Source organism: Microbacterium testaceum (assembly GCF_003075375.1).
Classification (GTDB): domain Bacteria; phylum Actinomycetota; class Actinomycetes; order Actinomycetales; family Microbacteriaceae; genus Microbacterium; species Microbacterium testaceum_E.
Genome location: NZ_QDFT01000012.1, coordinates 1 through 18,267 on the forward strand (window position 1 = coordinate 1; position 18,267 = coordinate 18,267).

The 18,267-nt window shown below is 72.9% G+C and carries 13 protein-coding genes and 1 pseudogene; 7 read left to right on the plus strand and 7 right to left on the minus strand.

The annotated features are described in order from the left end of the window. The coding region (locus DC432_RS06650; protein ID WP_116537197.1) for a glycosyltransferase at positions 1-900 on the plus strand (900 nt) is incomplete at its 5' end. Continuing rightward, positions 897-2,051, plus strand: a complete 1,155-nt coding sequence (locus DC432_RS06655; protein ID WP_116537198.1) for a glycoside hydrolase family 5 protein — start codon at positions 897-899, stop codon at positions 2,049-2,051. The genes DC432_RS06650 and DC432_RS06655, both read left to right, overlap by 4 nt. Before the next feature lie 12 nt (positions 2,052-2,063). Here DC432_RS06655 and DC432_RS16165 read toward each other — a convergent pair whose 3' ends face one another. Then, positions 2,064-3,383, minus strand: a complete 1,320-nt coding sequence (locus tag DC432_RS16165; RefSeq protein ID WP_133177897.1) for an Ig-like domain-containing protein — start codon at positions 3,381-3,383, stop codon at positions 2,064-2,066. A 450-nt stretch (positions 3,384-3,833) separates the two neighbouring features. On the opposite strand from DC432_RS16165, the gene DC432_RS06670 reads away from it, so the two are divergent. Further along, the gene (locus DC432_RS06670) at positions 3,834-4,649 is read left to right on the plus strand and encodes a glycosyltransferase (protein WP_133177898.1); all 816 of its coding nucleotides are present in this window, start codon (positions 3,834-3,836) and stop codon (positions 4,647-4,649) included. 1,214 nt (positions 4,650-5,863) lie between these two features. After that, positions 5,864-6,733: pseudogene (locus DC432_RS16755) on the plus strand (glycosyltransferase family 4 protein); the annotation flags it as partial. A 53-nt stretch (positions 6,734-6,786) separates the two neighbouring features. Here DC432_RS16755 and DC432_RS16760 read toward each other — a convergent pair. From DC432_RS16760 to DC432_RS16610, 5 genes are read right to left on the minus strand one after another with little or no spacing between them, the layout of a single operon-like run. Continuing rightward, the gene (locus DC432_RS16760; protein WP_116537203.1) at positions 6,787-7,797 is read right to left on the minus strand and encodes an acyltransferase family protein; all 1,011 of its coding nucleotides are present in this window, start codon (positions 7,795-7,797) and stop codon (positions 6,787-6,789) included. Further along, positions 7,794-8,882, minus strand: a complete 1,089-nt coding sequence (locus tag DC432_RS06685; protein ID WP_165801209.1) for an acyltransferase family protein — start codon at positions 8,880-8,882, stop codon at positions 7,794-7,796. The genes DC432_RS16760 and DC432_RS06685 overlap by 4 nt, the downstream gene beginning before the upstream one ends. Further along, positions 8,860-10,164, minus strand: coding sequence for a polysaccharide pyruvyl transferase family protein (locus tag DC432_RS06690; RefSeq protein WP_116537205.1), 1,305 nt, complete (start codon positions 10,162-10,164; stop codon positions 8,860-8,862). Before DC432_RS06690 ends, DC432_RS06685 begins: the two co-directional genes overlap by 23 nt. Beyond that, the gene (locus DC432_RS06695) at positions 10,161-11,657 is read right to left on the minus strand and encodes a lipopolysaccharide biosynthesis protein (protein WP_207770771.1); all 1,497 of its coding nucleotides are present in this window, start codon (positions 11,655-11,657) and stop codon (positions 10,161-10,163) included. The genes DC432_RS06690 and DC432_RS06695 overlap by 4 nt, the downstream gene beginning before the upstream one ends. Continuing rightward, positions 11,654-13,072, minus strand: coding sequence for a hypothetical protein (locus DC432_RS16610; protein ID WP_207770772.1), 1,419 nt, complete (start codon positions 13,070-13,072; stop codon positions 11,654-11,656). The genes DC432_RS06695 and DC432_RS16610 overlap by 4 nt, the downstream gene beginning before the upstream one ends. A gap of 160 nt (positions 13,073-13,232) precedes the next feature. Between DC432_RS16610 and DC432_RS06700 the strand changes: the two genes are divergently transcribed. Then, positions 13,233-13,949: a phosphatase PAP2 family protein gene (locus tag DC432_RS06700; protein ID WP_116537207.1), complete on the plus strand. Its 717-nt coding sequence runs from the start codon at positions 13,233-13,235 to the stop codon at positions 13,947-13,949. A gap of 67 nt (positions 13,950-14,016) precedes the next feature. Here DC432_RS06700 and acs read toward each other — a convergent pair whose 3' ends face one another. Continuing rightward, entirely contained in the window at positions 14,017-15,984 is a 1,968-nt protein-coding gene (acs, locus tag DC432_RS06705; protein ID WP_116537208.1) for an acetate--CoA ligase, read from the minus strand. 415 nt (positions 15,985-16,399) lie between these two features. Here acs and DC432_RS06710 point away from each other — a divergent pair, with 415 nt between their 5' ends. After that, positions 16,400-17,383 (plus strand): TadA family conjugal transfer-associated ATPase, encoded by a 984-nt coding sequence (locus DC432_RS06710; RefSeq protein WP_116537209.1) that lies wholly within the window; start codon positions 16,400-16,402, stop codon positions 17,381-17,383. 11 nt (positions 17,384-17,394) lie between these two features. Next, complete coding sequence (locus DC432_RS06715; RefSeq protein WP_243393056.1) at positions 17,395-18,255, plus strand: type II secretion system F family protein; 861 nt, start codon at positions 17,395-17,397, stop codon at positions 18,253-18,255. The last annotated feature ends 12 nt before the right edge of the window (positions 18,256-18,267 follow it).

Consider the following 18,267-nt stretch of genomic DNA (forward strand, 5'->3'; position numbering starts at 1 on the left):
GTCCCGGCTCCCACCACCGCGCGGCTGGACGCCGTGGCACCCCGCGCGGTGGTGGGAGCCGGGACCGCGGCCGCGCTCGCGGCGCTGGCGGCGCGCGAGCTGACCACCCGGCCGCCGGCGGTCGTGGCGAGCGAGCACGCGTCGCTCGTCGCACGTCGACGCAGCCGCGTCCCCGCCGTCCGCATCGGTGCGCTCCAGGCGCGCCGCCGCTACCGCTCGGCCGACGTCGTGATCGCCTCGTCGCACGCGCTCGCCGCCGAGATCAACGCCGGGTGCGGGGTCCCGGCCAGCCGCAGTCTGATCGTCCCGCCGCCCGTGGCCGACGTCGTGTCGGTCGAGGGTGTCCGCGCGGCGCGCGCGGCCGGCACGGCGCGCGGCCTGACCGTCGTCGTGGCGGGGGATCTCTCCGCCGCGAACGATCCGCTGCGCGTCGTCGCGGCGGCCGGCGAGCTCGACCGACGCGGGATCGCGGTCGAGCTCGTCGTGCGCCCCGGCGGCGCGCTGTCCGAGACGGTGCGCCGCGCCGCGGTGTCGCACGGCCTCGCGATACGCGCCGACGACGGGGCGTGGGGGCCGAGCGCGGTCGTGGTGCTCGGCGCCACCAGCGCCGGTTTCGGTGCCGAGCTCGTCCGCGCCGCCGCGCGCGGGGTGCCCGCGGTGGCGGTGTCGACCGCGCTCGGGGTGGCGGATGCCATCGTCCCCGGCGTCACCGGTGAACTCGCCGTCGCGGGGGATGCGGTCGCGCTGGCCGACGCGATCGTCGCGGCCTCGCACCTGGAGGTGGCCGGGGTCGACGACTGGCTCGCGCGGTTCGCGCCGGCATCCAGTGCTCGTCTGCTGCTGCGGGCGGTCGATCTGGCCGTGGCGCACGCCGACGCGGGACGGGCCGTTCCGGTATGACGCGGCGCGCTCCTCGCGCGCTGATCGGCGTCGTCCTGACCGCCGGGGTGGTGCTCGCCGGGTGCGCCCCCGGGCCGCGTCCCGACGTCGTGCCGGTACCCGCCGACGCCTTCGACGCCTACCTCGACGGCGCCCCGTACCTGCGCGGCGTCAACCTCTACGGTCACGTGCTCGGCGGTGCGGGGGCCGATCCGGGGGTCGCGAACGAACCCGACGCGAGCTACGCCTTCCTCGCGTCTCGCGGGGTCGACATCGTGCGTCTGGCCGTGCCGTGGCAGCGCCTGCAGGTCATCCCCGCCGGGGGATCCGCCCTCGACGGACTCGCGCAGCCGATCGACACGGCGTACCTGGATGCCATCGTCGCCGAGGTGCGGACGGCGTGGGGCCATGGCATCCGCACCGTCGTCGACCTGCACAACGGCTGCACCTATCCGTGGGGAGCGGGGCCCGAGATCCCGGGCAGCGTGCGGTGCGGCGACGGCATCACCGAGGACCACGTCACGACGGTCTGGACGGCTCTCGCGGGGCGGCTGCGGGACGAACCCGGGGTGGCCGCCTACGACGTGTTCAACGAGCCGCGGTGGTCGGTGGGCATCGACGTGTACAAGCACTACGCGCAGGTGGGGGTGGATGCCATCCGCTCCACCGGCGCGACCCAGCCGGTGTGGGTCGAGGGGATCCTCAGCGACGAGCGCGGTCGGCTGGCCGCGATCGCCCCCGACGGGCCGTGGATCGTCGACCCGACGGGACGGGTGATCTACTCGGAGCACTTCTACGCCGACGCGTCGGGGCCGGCGTACGCCGACATCGAGGACCCCGACCGCGTGCTCGACCGCCTGCGCACCTTCGGCGACTGGTGCGCACAGTGGCAGGTGCGGTGCGCGGTCGGCGAGGTGGGATGGCCCTCGGGCGGTGAGGGGGGCGCCACCACGGCAGCCGACGGCGAGCGCTGGAACGCCCTGTTCGACCGGTTCTACGACCTGGCCGACGACTACGGCCTCGACGTCGCCTACTTCGGCGCGACGAGCGCCCGCACGGTCGGCACCCTGCTGGCGTACGTGTCGAGCGAACCCGGGATGCCGTCGCCCACGGGGATCGACACGGCGCTGTCGCAGGCGCGGGTGATCGAGGCCCACCTCTCGCCGAGGTGAGCCCCGCCGCCCTCAGTTGGCGATCGTCAGGCTGACGGCCGTCGAGGTCGCGGTGTTGCCCGCGGCGTCGGTGGCCTTGGCCGTGATCGGGTAGGTGGCGTTGCGGACGTTGCGGGTGTCGTAGGCCGCGCGCCACTCGGTGGCCGTGACCTGCGTCGCCACCGCGAGGCGGTTGGTGCCCGCCCAGACGGTGACGCCGGTGACGCCGACCTGGTCGGTGGCCGAGACGCGGATCGTGACGACCCCCGACACCGAGGTGCCCGAGGTGGGCGAGATGATCGCGACGGTCGGCGCCGCCGTGTCGGGGGTCGGGGTCGGGGTGGGGGTGGGGCTCGCCGTGGGTGTGGCTGTGGGCGTCGGCGTCGGCGTGGCTGTGGGCGTGGCCGTCGCCGTGGGCGTCGCGGTCGGCGCCGGGGGCACGAGCAGCGACCCCCAGCGCGTCATCGACGCCGTGAAGTCCCCGGTGGCGAACCCGGGGGTGTTGTGCCCCATGGTGTGCGTGCGTACCGACGCCTCGGCCGCGACCGGGGTGATCCGATCGATCAGCGCGAGGCCGTGGCGGCGCGGGGGAACGGTGGTGTCGCTGTCGTCGGGGGTCGACACGACCACGCGCACCTTCGTACCGCGCCACGCGTCGAGGGCGAACCGCGTCGGGTTGGCGGCGTCGATCGCGGCGAGGTCGTCGCCGAAGACCGCCTGCACCGAGATGCGTCCGCGGCCTCCGTCGTCGTACATCGCGCGCAGGTCGTAGGCGGCGTTGACGTCATACATGCCCGTGATGTTCGGCAGCAGGCGGCGACCGTAGGTCTCGGCGGCCAGCACTCCGCCGCCCGAGGTGGCGCGCAGGACGGTCGACGAGACGAGGAACTGCCGTGTCATCCAGGTGAGGGCGGCGTTCTGCAGCTCGACGGCGCGCGGCGCCGAATACAGCGTGCCGCCCGCCTTCTGGCAGATCGCGATCGCACCGCGCTCGACCGCCCACATCGCCGAGGCGCGGAAGCTGCCGTCCAACGCGTTGTGATCGCCGCCCGAGCCGTGGTAGTACCACACCACCGGCACGGGGCGGCCGTCACCGGGCTTGATGCTCTGCGGCACGTACAGGCGCGCGGGATCCTTGCTGATGGTCACGCAGATGTTGTCGAAGAGGGCGCCGCCGGGCGTCACCTCGTTCGCCGTGCGGAGGTACTCGCCGGGGAGCGTGGGTGTCGGTCCCGAGCCCGCCGCGGTCGCGGAGCGGGCGGCGAAGAGCCCGAGCGCGACGGCGCCGGCCCCCCACGCTCCACCGGTCAGGACGGTGCGGCGGCTGACGGGCCGTTCGCGTTCTCTCGGCATTGTTTGCATTCCCCTCGGCATGCCCGGCGCGGCATCACGTTCTCGCGCTCTCGCATTTCCATTGTGAAACCGCAAATAGCGGGGAATGTGAACTCCCTATGACGATCCGTCGCCGATTCGACGACGACCCCTCATTGCGGCCGTCCGCCGCGCTACAGTTTCGCCACGCCCGGGGCGCAGGACCGCACAAAAGGTTCCGCACCCCGGCTCAAGAATCCCGGTCGTCCCGTTTCGGGGGAATGCACGTGGCGACCGTCCGGGGGCCTGTGCGCCCGCATACAGGGGGGAATCGCTTGCGTCATGTCTACGACCGTGTGGGGAGCCGGCGGTAAGACCGCATTCATCTGTTCGACCGGCGGGCATTTCGCCGAATTGATCCGATTGGAATCGCTTTTCGGGCGGCATCCGGATTCTCTGTGGATCACCTTCGATACCCCGCAGAGTCGGCAGATGCTCGAGGGGCGTCGATGCGTCATGCTGCCCTACGTCGGTCCGCGCGATCTCAAGGGCACTCTCGCCGCGGCGGCTCCGCTGATGCGCATCTTCCACACCGAGCGCTTCGACGCGGCCATCAGCACCGGTGCGGCCATCGCGACCGCCGCCCTGCCCCTGGCCGCGAGTGCCGGCATCCCGGCCACCTACATCGAGAGCGTCGCCCGCGTCGACGGTCCCTCGATGACGGGCCGGCTGCTGCAGAACGTGCCGAGCGTCCACCTGCGGACGCAGGCGCCCGGGTGGGCGAACACCCGGTGGAAGCTGTGCGACAGCGTGCTGAGCACGTACCGGTCGGCGGCGCGCGTGCGCCCGGCTCGCCGGCACCGGCTCTTCGTCACCCTGGGCACCATCCGCGGGTACCGATTCGACTCGGTCGTCGACGCGGTGCTGGCGACCGGACTCGCCGACGAGCACACCGTCTGGCAGCTGGGCGAGACGACGCGCGAGGACCTGCCCGGCGCGGTCCACGACTATCTCGCCCCCGAGGACTTCACCCGTATCGCGGCCTCGGCCGACGTGGTCGTCTCGCACGCGGGCGTGGGTTCCCTGCTCGAGATGCTCGCGCTGGGGGTGCACCCGGTCCTGGCCATCCGCAACGCCGCACGCGGAGAGCACGTCGACGACCATCAGGACCAGATCGCCGCCCTGGTGAACTCCCTCGGCATCGCCACGGCGGTGCCGGGACCCGCCGTGACCCGCGAGATCTGCGAGCGCGCCGCGGCGCTGACGACCATCGACGACCTGACCCTCTCGAGTGAGCGAGCCGCATGAGCGCCCCGAACACCACGCCCCTCCCGCCCGTCGAGCACCTCGCGCGCCGCGAGATCTTCGCCGTCGGACGGGGCCAGTACGAGAACGTCGGCGACGTCCTGCTGCGACGTCCGCTGCTGGACTGGGCCCGCGAGAGCGGTCGTCTGCACGTCTACGTCGGGCACTCGCCCGAGGGGTACGACGAGGGGCTGGGGCTGCAGCCGGAGGACGTCGTCTACCGCTCGTTCGTCGCCTGGTACCGCGCGCTCGTCGGCTACGCCGCGCGCGGCGAGGCCGACAGCCTCTACAAGCCCGGAGAGCTGCAGCTGACGCTCATCGGCATGAAGGAGCACCTCGCGATGCTCCCCGCCGCGGCCCTCGTGCGCGCGCGCGGGGGCCGGGTCGCGCGCGTCGGTGCCGGCGCCCGCAATTTCGCGCCCCTGCCGCGCGCGTTGATGTGGCCCTCGAACGCCCTGAGCTCCTACACGCGGTGGCGGGACGACCGCACCGCGGCCTACCTCGGGTTCGGACCGGCCATGCCCGACCTGGGCTTCTCCGAGGGTCTCGACGCGCAGGGCCTCGAGAGCGCCCGGGCCGAGGGATCCGGCATCCGGGATCTGTTCGTCGTCTCTCTGCGCGACGACACCGAGGTCGCCCCGCGGCCGTACCCGCAGCCCGCGTGGATCGCCGCGGTCCGCGGCGCGGCCGCGCAGCTCGGGCTCCGCCTGGTCGTCGTCACGCAGGTGAGCGTCGACGACGAGCGGTCGCGTCGCCTGGCGCGCGACCTCGACGCGGAGGTCGTCGGCTGGCCCGCGCTGGGGGCCCACGCCGCGCAGGAGGAGCGGTTGCGGGCCGTCTACCGCCGCACCGCCGTCGCCGCGAGCGACCGCCTGCACGTCATCATCGCCGCCTACACCGAGGGCGCGATGCCGATCGGTCTGCAGCTCGACGACGCCGACAAGATCTCGCGTCATTTCGACACGATCGGTCTGCGCGACATCGCCGTCAACACCACGGGGATGGATGCCGACACCCTCCGCGACCGCCTGGTCGCCCTGTCCGGGCGCCGCGACGAGGCGCTGACGGCGCTGAGCGGAGCCCGCGCGCGCCTCGACGTCGTCCGCGCCGAGCTCGCCGCGCTGCTGCGCCGCGAGGGCTCATCGCCGGCCGTCCGTCCCGGGGTCGACCTGCCGACCGTTCACCACCTGGGACGCGACGGGGACCACCCCGGGGGCATGACGCAGGTGGTCAATGCGTATCTCGCGTGGCCGTTCGAGCGGTGCCGCGTCGACGTGATCGCTTCGCGCGGCAACCCCGGCGACCATCTGACGGCGATGCGCCTGTTCCTCGCCGCGCGGCGCCGAGTGCGCCGGATCGCGCGCTCGGGGGAGCCGGCCGTCGTCGTGGCGCACCTGTCGGAGCGGGGATCGTTCCTGCGCGAGGGTCACCTGGCCCGACTGGCCGCCCGGCTCGGCGTCCCGGTGATCGCCCACCTGCACGGCAGCGAGTTCGAGGTCTACGAGGAGCGCCACCCCCGACGCGTGCGCGACGTCCTGTCCGCCTGCGCCCACGTGATCGCCCTCTCGGAGTCCGCGCGGGCGATCGCCGCGCGCACCGTGGGGGACGAGCGGGTGAGCATCGTCCCCAACGCGGTCCCGTCGGGGCCCGCGACGACCCGCGACCGCGTCGTCGTGTTCGGCGGAGTGGTGTCGCGACGCAAGGGCGTCGACGTGCTCGACGCCGCGTGGCGCCGGGTGCACCTGTTGTTCCCCGACTGGACGCTGCTGCTGGCCGGACCCCTCCGCGAGCCCGACGTCGTCGACCGCGCCCTGCCGGGGGCCGTCTTCCTGGACGCTGTCTCGCACGACGAGCTGCTCGGGCTGCTCGAGAACGCGGCCGTCGCGGTCCTGCCCTCTCGCGACGAGGCCATGCCCATGTTCATCCTCGAGGCGCTGGCTCGTCGGGTGTGCGTCGTCTCGACCGAGGTCGGCGGCATCCCGGACGTCCTCGACGGCGGGCGCGGGCACCTGGTCGCTCCGGGCGACGTGGACGCGCTGGCCGCCGCCCTCACCGCCGCGCTGGGCGACGAGGCCGACCGCGAACGCCGGGCGGCGCGCGGCCACGAGTCCTTCCGCGAGACCTTCGCGGCCGAGACCGTCTACCCGCGTGTGGAGTCCATCTGGCTCGCCCCTCTCGGCGACCGCTTCGGCGGCGAGAACACGCCGGGGACCGAACCGAACAGCACCGCGACGGTCAGGCACACCGCCACGGCCCCGAGGCACAGCACCGCCGCGATCAGCGTCGCGGGAGCGGCCCCCACGGGGATCAGCGGAACCACGGCGGCCAAGAGCAGCGTGTGAAGGACGTACACCGGGAGCGTCCGGCGCCCCACGGCGACGAACGGCGCTGACAGCACGCGCGAGCGCGCCAGCACCGAGGCCACGACCACGCACGCCGCGACGCACACCACCGAGAGCACGACCCGGGCCACGCCCGCGGCGGCCGAGGGCACGACCGTGAACAGGGCGAACGAGACCGGCACGATCACCAGGGCCGGGACGATCCACCAGGGGCGGGTGCGGGCGGCCAGCGCCTTCCACCGCGTGGTCGCGCGCACCCCGAGCACGAAGAAGAACAGGTACAGCGCGATCGAGCGCCAGATCGGATTGCCGCCCGTGGGCACGACGTCGTACGCGGCCGCCACCGACACGGCGGCCGAGGGAACCAGCACCGCCCACGTCGGCCACGCGCGGGTGGCCCGGGCGATCACGACGTAGGCGATCAGGGCGAACAGGAACCACAGCCCCGTCGTCGGCCACACCGGCAGCAGCAGGAACGCCAGCCACGGCGGCACGTCGCCCAGCGGCCAGGGCACGAAGCTGAACCAGATCGCGCGGACCGCCGACCACAGCACGTAGACGTACACCAGCAGCCACAGGCGGCGCGACCACACCTCGCCCCAGGGGCGCTGCACGACGCTCGCGGCGAGCATGCCCGAGATGACGAAGAACAACGGCATCCGGATCGCGGTGAGGAAGGTGTTGGCGGTGGCGAGCCAGCCGAGGTCCCAGCCGTAGGCCCCCATCAGCTGCAGCGCGTGGGCCAGCACAACGAGGATCATGGCGCCCCCGCGCGCGGTGTCGGGCCACCGCAGCCGCGGGGCGCTCATCGCGACTCCCGGGCGTTGGCGCGGGTGGTTCTCGCTCCCGCGGAACGGCCGAAGGGATAGACGAACAACCACGACACCCGGGTGAGATAGCGGGTGATCACGATGGACAGGGCCGTCACGATCGCGGTCATCGCGCCGATCACGAGCAGACCCCGTCCGGGCAGGGTGTCGAGCCACCCGGCGATGTGCGACAGGCCGATCGCCAGCAGAGCGATCACGAAGATGTGCACCAGGTACACGTTGAGCGAGCGCACCCCGATGTACGACAGCCACCCCAGCGGACGCACCCGGGCGAGCCGCGTGGCGAGGGTGAAGCCGGCGGCGACCACCAGCACCTGACCGATGAAGGCGACCCCCGGGATGCCGGCGACCCGGGGCACGAAGGTCGCGAACGCCGCGAACCCGGCGAACGCCACGACGCTCCCCACGATGACCAGCGGGGTCGTGCGCTCGACCGCGGCGTGGATGCGCCGCTGGAACGTCGCCCCCAGGACGAAGAACACGAAGTACTCGATCATGCGATTCCACCCCACGTTCTCGGTGTCGATGAGCCCCGCCGACATCAGCGTTGACGCGATCAGCGCCGCCGCGACCAGGACCCACGCCGGCAGCACCCGACTCGCCCACAGCACCAGCGTGAAGACGAACAGCGCGTAGATGAACCAGTACGAGCTGATCGGCCAGACCAGGATCCCCAGCAGCGCCAGCGGATCGGATGCCGCGGTGCCCGCGCCGTCCGCGCGCACGTTCGGCACCACCAGGTAGAACGCGAACCGCAGCAGCGACCACACCGCGTACAGGTAGAGGTACTGCCGCAGTCGTCGCCTCCACAGGTCGGCGAAGGACCAGCTCTGGATGCGGGTCTGGAACAACCCCGATATGAGGAAGAACGCCGGCATCGGGAACAGGTCGAGCACGATCCTCGCGCGGCCGACGCCCGCGGCATCCATCCCCAGCGAGTTCAAGAAGAGCGAGACGTGGTACGCGACGATCATGATGATCGCCACGCCTTTGACCACGTCCATCCAGTCGCGTCGGCCGACGTCGTCGCGCAGCCACAGGCTAGCCCGTCGAGTGTGTTCCATTCCGTTCCCCCCAGAATCGATCCGAACGCTCGGCATCCTCGCGGCCCCCCGCGCCGATGCGTTCGGTGTTCGCGCGCGCGAGTGCGCGCGCCCGGTCCGCTCCGCGACGCACGCGATCGACGGCGTCGTGGGCGTCGAGTGCCGAGACCACGACATCGCGGATGCCGGTCCCCATGCCCGCGCGCGGTGACACGCACAGTTCGGGCCAGTCGAACAGGCGCATGAGCCCCTCGACCTTGCCCTGCGAGGCGAGTGTGACCGCCGGCACCCCCTGCGCCAGCGACATCACCGCCAGGTGCATCCGCCCGGTCACCACGACCGACGCCGACGCGGCGAGACGGCGGATCTGGCTCGGCCCGAGCATCGTCTCCACCAGCGTCACCCCGTCCTCCCACCCGTCGCGCCGCACCGCGTCGAGGACGCCCCGGCAGGCGGCCAGGTCGTCCGCGGTGCGCCGCAGCACGTGCGGAAGAAGGACGACGTGGATGCCGCGCGCCCGCAGCTCGGCGAGGACCGGGCGGTATTCCACGCCCTGGTCGACCGTGCGCGCGATCAGCCCGCTGGCGTTGACGAGCGCGTACGGGGGTTCGAGGCCCTCGAGCGCGGCGGGGAGGCGGTCGGCGCGACGGTCGTCGGTGAACACGATGTCGGCGGTCTCGACGACACCGGGGATGCCGAGGTCGCGCACCCGCGCCGCCGAGGCGGGGTCGCGCAGCAGCAGGCGGGCCCCGGCGGTCCCCGCGCGACGCAGGGCGTCGCGGGCGGGTCGCGGGGCGGCCCCGTTCCAGCTGAACCCGATGATCGAGGTGTCGAAGCCCCTCTCGGCCGCGACCGCGGCGATCGTCGACCGGCGCACCGAGGGGCGCAGCGAGTACACGCCGTCCATGATGTCGGCGCCGATGATCGACACCGTCGCCGCCTCGCCGAGGAGTGCGCCCAGGGCGCGCACGTCGCCGCGGTGGCCGTGGTCGTCGCCGTAGAGGAGGTGGGGGAGGGCGACGATGCGGGCCCGCCCGACGAGGTCGGGGGGCAGCACCAGATCGTCGTCGTTGCGGGTGACGATCGTCACGGGGCGGTCGGCCGCGGCGACGAAGGCTTCCACCATCGCCTGGTCGCCGATGTTCCCGGCGCCCGGCGGGGCGATGAGCACGTGACAGCGCTCGCCGGGTCGGCCCGCCGACGAACGCAGCAGCGCGGCGAAACGCCGGGTCGGCAGCCCGCTGCGGTCCAGCACCTGACGGGGCAGGCGGCGCAGGCGCCGCCTGATCGATCCGAGTTTCACGGGGTGTCCTCTCCGGCGTTGCGGGTGCCCCGCGCCCGGCGCAGGTGCTGGCGCAGCGCGAGGATCGTGCGGACGTCGCGGCGATAGGCCGGCAGCACGACCGTGGTCAGGGCCAGGGCGGCGACGAGGACGACCGCCCCGACCACCAGATCGGCGATGTCGTCGAGGCCGGGCCAGAGCGCCGTGACCGCGGCCGAGAGCCCGGCGGCGATGCCGTAGACGGCGACGGTGCGCGCACCCGCCCAGAACAGGGGAGCGCCGCGCAAGAAGGTGCCGCGCGTCATCCACACGATGCCGATGGGCCAGACCAGCACGTTGCCGATCGTGTACGCCCACGCGACGCCCTCGACGCCCCACAGGGCTCCGGCGACGATCAGGCCGATCACCACGGGCCGCGTCGCGATCGTGTACCAGAAGAAGCGCTTGGTCAGCCCCAGCGAGAGCGACACCCAGTACGTCGCGTAGGCCGCCGCCTGGAAGAACCCGGCGATCGCGAGGATCTGAAACAGGTGCACGGTCGGTTCCCATCGCGGGCCCAGCGCCACGGCGACGAGGGCGGGCGCCTGGGCGACGCTGAACGCCAGCACCCCGGCGACGATGTTCAGCAGCACGATCTGACCGACCGCGAGGAAGCGCGCGTACCGCTCGGGATCGTTCTGCAGCCGCGAGAGGGTCGGCAGGGCGACGCGCGACGCGGGCGCGTTGATCTGGTTGAGCGGCAGCACCATCAGCTGGAAGGCGCGGTTGTAGAAACCGAGCGAGGCCGGTCCGAACAGGCGGCCGATCATGACGGAGTCGATGTTGCGACTGGCGTAGACGAGGACCTGGGATGCCACCAGGTGCCCGCCGAACGACACCAGCCCGCGGACGGACTCGGTGCGCGAGGGCAGCCCCGGCCACCAGCCCGCCACCATGGGCAGCGCGAACGCCATCAGCAGCACCGGCAGGACCTGCTGGACCACGAGCGCCCAGTACCCCCACCCCCAGGTGGCCAGCACCAGCGCGACGCCGAGGCCGGTGATCTGCGCGCCGATCTCGACGGACGACAGCGACACGAACCGGAAGTCGCGGTTGAGGTGCGCCCGGAACTGCGTCGAGAAGCCGTTCAGCAGGAAGGTGGGTGCCAGGGCGATCGCCACGGCCACCAGTCGCGGGTCGGCGTACAGCGCCGAGATCGGCACCGCCAGGGCGGCGCACGCGATGCTCAGCAGCGCCCCGATGCCCACATTGATCCAGAACAGCGTCGAGCGCTGTCCGTGCGAGAGGGTCTTCGCCTGGATCGCGGCGCTGGACAAGCCGAAGTCCCGCACGATCTCGCCGACGCCCACGATCGCCAGCACCATCGCCGTCACGCCGTAGTCGCTGGGCGAGAGCAGGCGGGCCAGCAGCACGATGCCGGTGACCTGCACGATGATGCGGACGCCCTGCGCGCCCATCGTCGTCGCGGCGCCGCGCGAGGCGGTGCGCCCGAGGCTCCGCGGCGGCGCGCTCACGCCGGGATCCGTTCCCGCAGATCGGTGCGTGCGGCGGCCGGGGCGAACGGCACCGCGGCGCGCTCGCCCCCGTGCACGGCGAGCAGGGCCAGGACGCCGATGATGACGTGCATGCTGCGCACCGCGTCGAGGGTGTTGAAGCCGGTGATGGCCACGAGGTAGGCGACGAGGGCGAGCAGGGCGCCGAGGTTGCCGGTGATCGTGGCGCGCCAGGCCAGGGCCGCGGCGAAGGCGAGGAAGAAGAGCAGTCCCGGGATGCCGACGCTGATCAGCAGCTGCAGCATGCTGTTCTCGATGATGATGGTGTCGAACAGTCGACTCGTCTCGCCCGAGGTCCCCGGCCCGGTGCCGATCCATCCCGACAGGTCGGAGGCGCGGAAGGCGACGTCGACGGCGCGGTCGCGCACGTCGGCCGAGATGCGCGACTCGATCGAGTCCGCCCGCTCGACGAGCGGCCCGAAGTTCAGGGCGCCCACGCCGCCGACGGCCGCGACGACCACCAGCTGCATCCACCTCTTCGCGTGCGCCCATCCGATGAAGAAGGGACTGATCAGGATGCCGAGCCCCACCGCGACGGCGACGGCGGCGAGCGGGCCGCGCGACACCGTCCCCATGACGCCGGCGGCGGCGATCAGCCCGGCCACCAGCGGCCAGCGGCGACCCTGCGTGAGCCAGGTGCCCAGGCCGAGCAGGGCCGGGACGGTGAGGAACGCGGCCGCGAACAGCGGGTGCGAGAAGGCCCCGCGCGCGCGGTAGACCGAGAAGACGAGATCCCCCGACGCGGTGCCGTACAGCGGCGAGAAGCGCAGGATCGATTCACCCAGGATGTACAGGCCCGACAGGGCGCCGACCACGAGGAGCGTCTCGCGCAGAAGGTGCGCTTCGCGACGCGCGTCGACGACCAGCAGAGGCACGAGCACGCTGATGACGAAAGCCGCCGACCAGCCGATGGACGTCTCGTCCCAGCCGTTGAGCGCGGTCGAGCAGACCAGCCACACGGCGAAGAGCAGGCCCGTGGCGTACACCGCGTACCGCGCCGCGAGCGCCGAGCGCTTCTCGAGGGGGAGGGCTCCGCGCCCCCCGGGTGCGAGCAGGCGTCGGACCACCCAGACGCCCATGATCATCGCCAGGGGCGGCACGGCGTTGAAGGGTCCTTCGGCGGGGATGAGTCGCGTGGGGAACAGCGCGAGGATGACCATCGCGAGCGGGGGCAACCAGTGCACCGGCACGGTGAACAGCGCGATGGCGAACACGGTCAGCGCGGGGATGAGCGCGGCGATGGCCAGGCTCGGCTCGTCGATCGCGCGGATCGCGGCCGCGGTGCCGCCGAGCACGAAGACCGTCGCGAGCGCGCCGAGCAGCCACGGGCGCCATGCGCCCGCCGGTCGTGCCCTCGCGATGAGGTGCCCTGTCATCCTGCTCATCCGATCCCCGCCCCCGCCCCGTGGATGTGCTGAGCACACGCTAGCGAGCGCCGGTGTCCGTCACGTTTCCTGCCCGTGACGCTGCGGAGGCGGGTCGGTGGGCACGGCGGCGTTCGGCTGATTCAGAAGTGCGCGGGAGGATCATGCCTGCATGACCACCTCAGAGGCGGCGGCGCCCGCGATCCGGACCGACCCGCTGTCGGCCCCGCCGACCCGCCTGCGGGCGGCGGTCGCGACCGCTCTCGCCACCGTCGTCGCCCTCATCGTCCTGGGCTTCGTCCTGCGCGCCGTGCCCATCGATCTCGCTCTGTCGCGAGCGGTGCACCACCTGCACGGTTCGGGCATCGCCCCGATCGCCGAGGGCTTCTACCGGGCGCTCAAACCGCTGCCGGCCGCGGGCATCATGCTCGTCGCGACCGTCTGCGTGGGCCTCGGGACCCGTCGATGGCGGACCGCGCTGCTGTTCCTCGGCACGGTGGCGGTGACGTGGGGCTCCGCCGAGGCGGCCAAGCTGATCGTCGACCGCCCGCGTCCGGGGCTCGCCCACGCGGTCGACCCCGTGATCGGATCGGTGACCGACGCGTCGTTCCCGAGCGGCCACGTCGCGTTCACGGCATCCTTCGCCCTCGCCCTGGTCGTCGTGCTGTGGGCCACCCGGTGGCGCCTCGTCGCCGTCGCGGGCGGCGTGCTGCTCGTGGCCGCGATGTCGGTGTCGGTCGTCGTCATCGGCGTGCACTACGCGGGCGACGTCGTGGCATCCGTCATCTGGGTCGCCGGTGTCTTCCCGGCCGTCCGCGCCGGCGGGGCGGTCCTCATCGCGCGTCTCGAGGCGCGCTCGACCCTCCGCCGCGGGCGCATCGGGGTCTGACCCCCGCTCCCGCGACGAAGACGGGGGAGGGGAGGGATGCCGGGAGTCTCGGCATCCCTCGCCGTCCTCACTTCACCTGGGCGCTGATGACGCTCATCACGGCCGTGTCGGCGAGGGTCGTGGTGTCGCCGACCTCGCGGCCCTCGGCGACGTCGCGCAGGAGCCGGCGCATGATCTTGCCCGAGCGGGTCTTGGGCAGCTCGCCGACGATGTAGACGTCGCGGGGACGCGCGATCGGACCGATCTGCTCGCCCACCCACCGGCGCAGCTCGTCGCCCAGGCCCTCGACGGGGTTCTGCTTCAGGTAGCGGCTCTTGATGATCACGAAGGCCACGACCGCCTGGCCGGTCGTCTCGTCGGACGCGCCCACGACGGCGGCCTCGGCGACGCCCTCGTGACCGACCAGGGCCGACTCGATCTCGGCCGTCGACAGGCGGTGGCCCGAGACGTTCATCACGTCGTCGACGCGGCCCAGCAGCCAGACGTCGCCGTCGTCGTCGAGGCGGGCGCCGTCACCGGCGAAGTAGTAGCCCTTGTCGGCGAACTTCTCCCAGTAGGTCTCGCGGTAGCGGTCCGGGTCGCCCCAGATGCCGCGCAGCATGCTCGGCCACGGTTCGGTCACCACCAGCAGCCCGCCGGAACCGTTGCCGACCGGCTCGCCGCTGTCGTCGACGACGGCGATCGAGATCCCGGGCACGGGCACCTGGGCCGAGCCGGGCTTGGTCTCGGTGACGCCCGGCAGGGCCGAGATCATGATCGCCCCGGTCTCGGTCTGCCACCACGTGTCGACGATCGGGGTCTCGTCCGCGCCGATGATCTCGCGGTACCAGACCCAAGCCTCGGGGTTGATGGGCTCGCCCACCGAGCCGAGCAGGCGCAGCGACGACAGGTCGAAGCTCTGCGGCACGTCGCGACCGATCTTCATGAACGAGCGGATCGCGGTGGGGGCCGTGTAGAAGACGGTCACGCCGTGGTTCTGGATGAGCTCCCACCAGCGGCCGGGGTGCGGGGTGTCGGGGGTCCCCTCGTAGAGCAGCTGCGTCGCACCGTTGGCGAGCGGGCCGTAGGTCACGTACGAGTGACCGGTGATCCAGCCGATGTCGGCGGTGCACCAGTAGACGTCGGTCTCGGGGTGCACGTCGTGCACGACGCGGTTGGTGAACGCCGCCTGCGTCAGGTAACCGCCCGAGGTGTGCAGGATGCCCTTGGGCTTTCCGGTCGTGCCCGAGGTGTACAGGATGAACAGCGGCGTCTCGGCGGGGAACGCCTGCGCCTCGTGATCCGCCGAGGCCTGCGGCACGACGTCGTGCCACCAGATGTCGCGGTCGTCGGTCCACTCGACGTCGTTCTCGCCGCGCTTGACGACGAGGACGTGTTCGACGGTCTCCTGGATGCCGGAGCCGTTGCGGTCCGCGAGGGCCTGGTCGACCGCGGGCTTCAGCGGCGACACCTTGCCCTTGCGCCACCCGCCGTCGGCGGTGATGACGACCTTGGCCCCGGCATCGTCGATGCGGGCGCGCAGGCTGTCGGCCGAGAAGCCGCCGAACACGACCGAGTGCACCGCGCCGATGCGCGCGACCGCGAGCATCGAGGCGATCGCCTCGGGGATCATGGGCAGGTACAGGGCGACGCGGTCGCCCTTCTCGACGCCGAGGTCGGTCAGCACGTTGGCGAGGCGCTTGACCTCGTCGGTCAGCTCGGCGTAGGTGACGTTGCGCTGGTCGCCCGGCTCGCCCTCCCACCGCAGGGCGATGCGATCGCCGTTGCCGGCCTCGACGTGGCGGTCGAGGCAGTTGTAGGCGACGTTCAGCTCGCCGTCCGCGAACCACTCGGCGAAGGGCGGGTTGGACCAGTCCAGCACCGTGGTGAACGGCGTGTGCCAGTGCAGTTCCCGGGCCTGGTCGGCCCAGAAGCCCTCGCGGTCGGCGGCCGCGCGCTCATACAGGCTGCGATCGGCGACGGCGTTGCCGGCGAAAGCGGCCGACGGGGCGAACCGGCGGGTCTCGGTGAGGAGGTGGTCGATCTGGCTGCTCATCGCGGCGCTCCTTCGCGTTCCTGGACGCCCGCGACGGTGCACGGCGTCTCCACTCGGTCACGCTAGCGACCGCCTCCGACAGGGGCCACCTCCGATAGTTGGCATCCGCCGGGTGGGAAACAGGTGATATATCGCGATGAATATGTTCGATGAGTTGGGTTCGGTCGCTCCCCGCGCGTAGTCTGTTCTTCGCCCGAACATCGCTTTCGGCATTCGCGCCGGAGAGAGCCCCCCAATTTTTCTCCGGCGCGTGGCGGCATCCCTCGCCCCCCACTGTAGGGATGCCGCCCCTTCTTTTTTTGCGGGGTGGACCACCGGCTCGCCTCTTCCTCCCCAGCCGCGTCCACGGGGCTTCTCTCCCCGGAAGCGGCCGTGAGACCCGCGCGGTCTGCCCGGTCGTCTCTAGCGTCGGGGCATGTCCTCCCCGCTCCCTCCGCGACTCCCCGCCGCGAGCGCGTCGCCCACCGGCGACGACGACGCCGCGCTGACCTTCCTGCGCCCGTTCCTGGACGACCCGCGCATCACCGACCTGCTGGTCAACGGCGAGGACGGCCTCTTCGTGGATCGCGGAGCGGGGCTCGAACGCGTGCCGTCGTGGAGCGCCGACGAAGCAGAGGTGCGTCGCCTCGCCGTGCGGCTCATCGCGCTCGGCGGGCGCCACCTCGACGACGCCTCTCCCTGCGTCGACGTCCGTCTCGACCACGGCGTCCGGGTGCACGCCGTGCTCGCGCCCGTCGCCGTGCGCGGCACGAGTATCTCGGTGCGCATCCCGCGACGCCATGCTCTCGACCTCGCGGCGCTCGAGCGTTCGGGCATGCTGTCGGCATCGGCGCGTCGGCGACTCGAGTCGCTCGTCGAGCGCCGCGAGAACGTGCTCGTCTCGGGGGCCACCGGGGCCGGCAAGACGACCCTGCTGACGGCGCTGCTGTCGGCGGTACCCGCCGACGAACGGATCGTCACCATAGAAGAGGTGTGCGAGCTCCGGCCGCGCCACCCGCACCACGTCGCTCTGGAGGCCCGTCAGCCCAACCTCGAGGGCGCCGGTGGCGTCGGTCTCGCCCGGCTCGTGCGCGAGGCGCTGCGCATGCGCCCCGACCGCCTCGTCGTGGGCGAATGCCGCGGCCCCGAGGTGCGCGAGCTGCTCGCCGCGCTCAACACCGGCCACGACGGAGGAGCCGGCACGCTGCACGCGCGGAGCCTGGTCGACGTCGCCTCCCGACTCGAGGCGCTGGGCGCCCTGGCGGGCATGGACCCGGCGACCATGGCCCGGCAGAGCGCATCCGCCATCGACGCGATCGTGCACGTGGAGCGCGTCCACGGCCGTCGACGGGTCGCGGGATGGGGGCGTCCTGTGGTCCAGGACGGCCGCCTGCGGATCGAGCCCCGGGAGTGGTCGTGACGCGCCGACGGGTGGAAGCGGACCCCCTCGAGACGGTCCTGCGTCTGGCCGTGCTGCTCTCGGCCGGGGCGTCGGCGCCGACGGCCTGGGCCCACCTCGCCGAGACGGGGGACGAGACCCTGCGCGCGGCGGCGGAGGCGGCCGGACGCGGAGGGGACGTCGGCGTCCCGCTCCGCGCGGCGGGCGCGGCCTGGAGGGATGTCGCCGCGATCTGGACCGTGGCCGTCGAGACCGGAGCGCCGCTCGCCGACACCCTGCGCACGGTGGCGGCGAGCCTGCGTGAGGCCGCCGAGGTGGGCGCCGACATCGACGTGGCCCTGGCCGAACCGGTGGCCACGGCGCGACTGCTCGGGTGGCTGCCGGTGCTGGGGGTGCCGATGGGGATGACGATGGGCGTCGACCCCCTGCGCACGTTCGTGACCGAGCCCTCCGGTGCCGTGTGCCTCGTCGGGGGGCTCGCGCTGTCGGTCGCGGCGCGGGTGTGGACCGGCCGGCTGTCGACGGCGGCGCGGCGACGGGTGTCGACTCCCGGGCTCCGAGCGGAACTGTGGGCGGTGGCGCTGTCGTCGGGGGTCTCGGTCGACCGCGCCCGCCTCCTCGTGGACGAGCGCAGCGGTCCCGGCATCGCCGACGACACCGACGTCGATCGCACCATCGCCCTGGCGGTGCGTGCGGGGGTGCCCGCCGCCGAGCTGCTGCGCGGCGACGCGTGGATCGCCCGGCATCGAGCCCGCACCGCCGGTCGCACCGCGGCGGCGCGTCTGTCGACCCGCCTGCTGCTGCCGCTCGGCGTCTGCACCCTGCCCGCCTTCCTGCTGCTCGCCGTGGTGCCGATGATGCTCGGCCTGCTGCGCGCGAGCCCCCTGCCCTGACCCGTCCACCCT

Bases quoted from the DNA above. Each gene is read 5' to 3' on its own strand.
- DC432_RS06655 (WP_116537198.1), top strand. From the start codon at position 897: ATGACGCGGCGCGCTCCTCGCGCGCTGATCGGCGTCGTCCTGACCGCC.
- DC432_RS16165 (WP_133177897.1), bottom strand. From the start codon at position 3,383: ATGCCGAGAGAACGCGAACGGCCCGTCAGCCGCCGCACCGTCCTGACC.
- DC432_RS06670 (WP_133177898.1), top strand. From the start codon at position 3,834: ATGCTCGAGGGGCGTCGATGCGTCATGCTGCCCTACGTCGGTCCGCGC.
- DC432_RS16760 (WP_116537203.1), bottom strand. From the start codon at position 7,797: ATGAGCGCCCCGCGGCTGCGGTGGCCCGACACCGCGCGCGGGGGCGCC.
- DC432_RS06685 (WP_165801209.1), bottom strand. From the start codon at position 8,882: ATGGAACACACTCGACGGGCTAGCCTGTGGCTGCGCGACGACGTCGGC.
- DC432_RS16610 (WP_207770772.1), bottom strand. From the start codon at position 13,072: ATGACAGGGCACCTCATCGCGAGGGCACGACCGGCGGGCGCATGGCGC.
- DC432_RS06700 (WP_116537207.1), top strand. From the start codon at position 13,233: ATGACCACCTCAGAGGCGGCGGCGCCCGCGATCCGGACCGACCCGCTG.
- acs (WP_116537208.1), bottom strand. From the start codon at position 15,984: ATGAGCAGCCAGATCGACCACCTCCTCACCGAGACCCGCCGGTTCGCC.
- DC432_RS06710 (WP_116537209.1), top strand. From the start codon at position 16,400: ATGTCCTCCCCGCTCCCTCCGCGACTCCCCGCCGCGAGCGCGTCGCCC.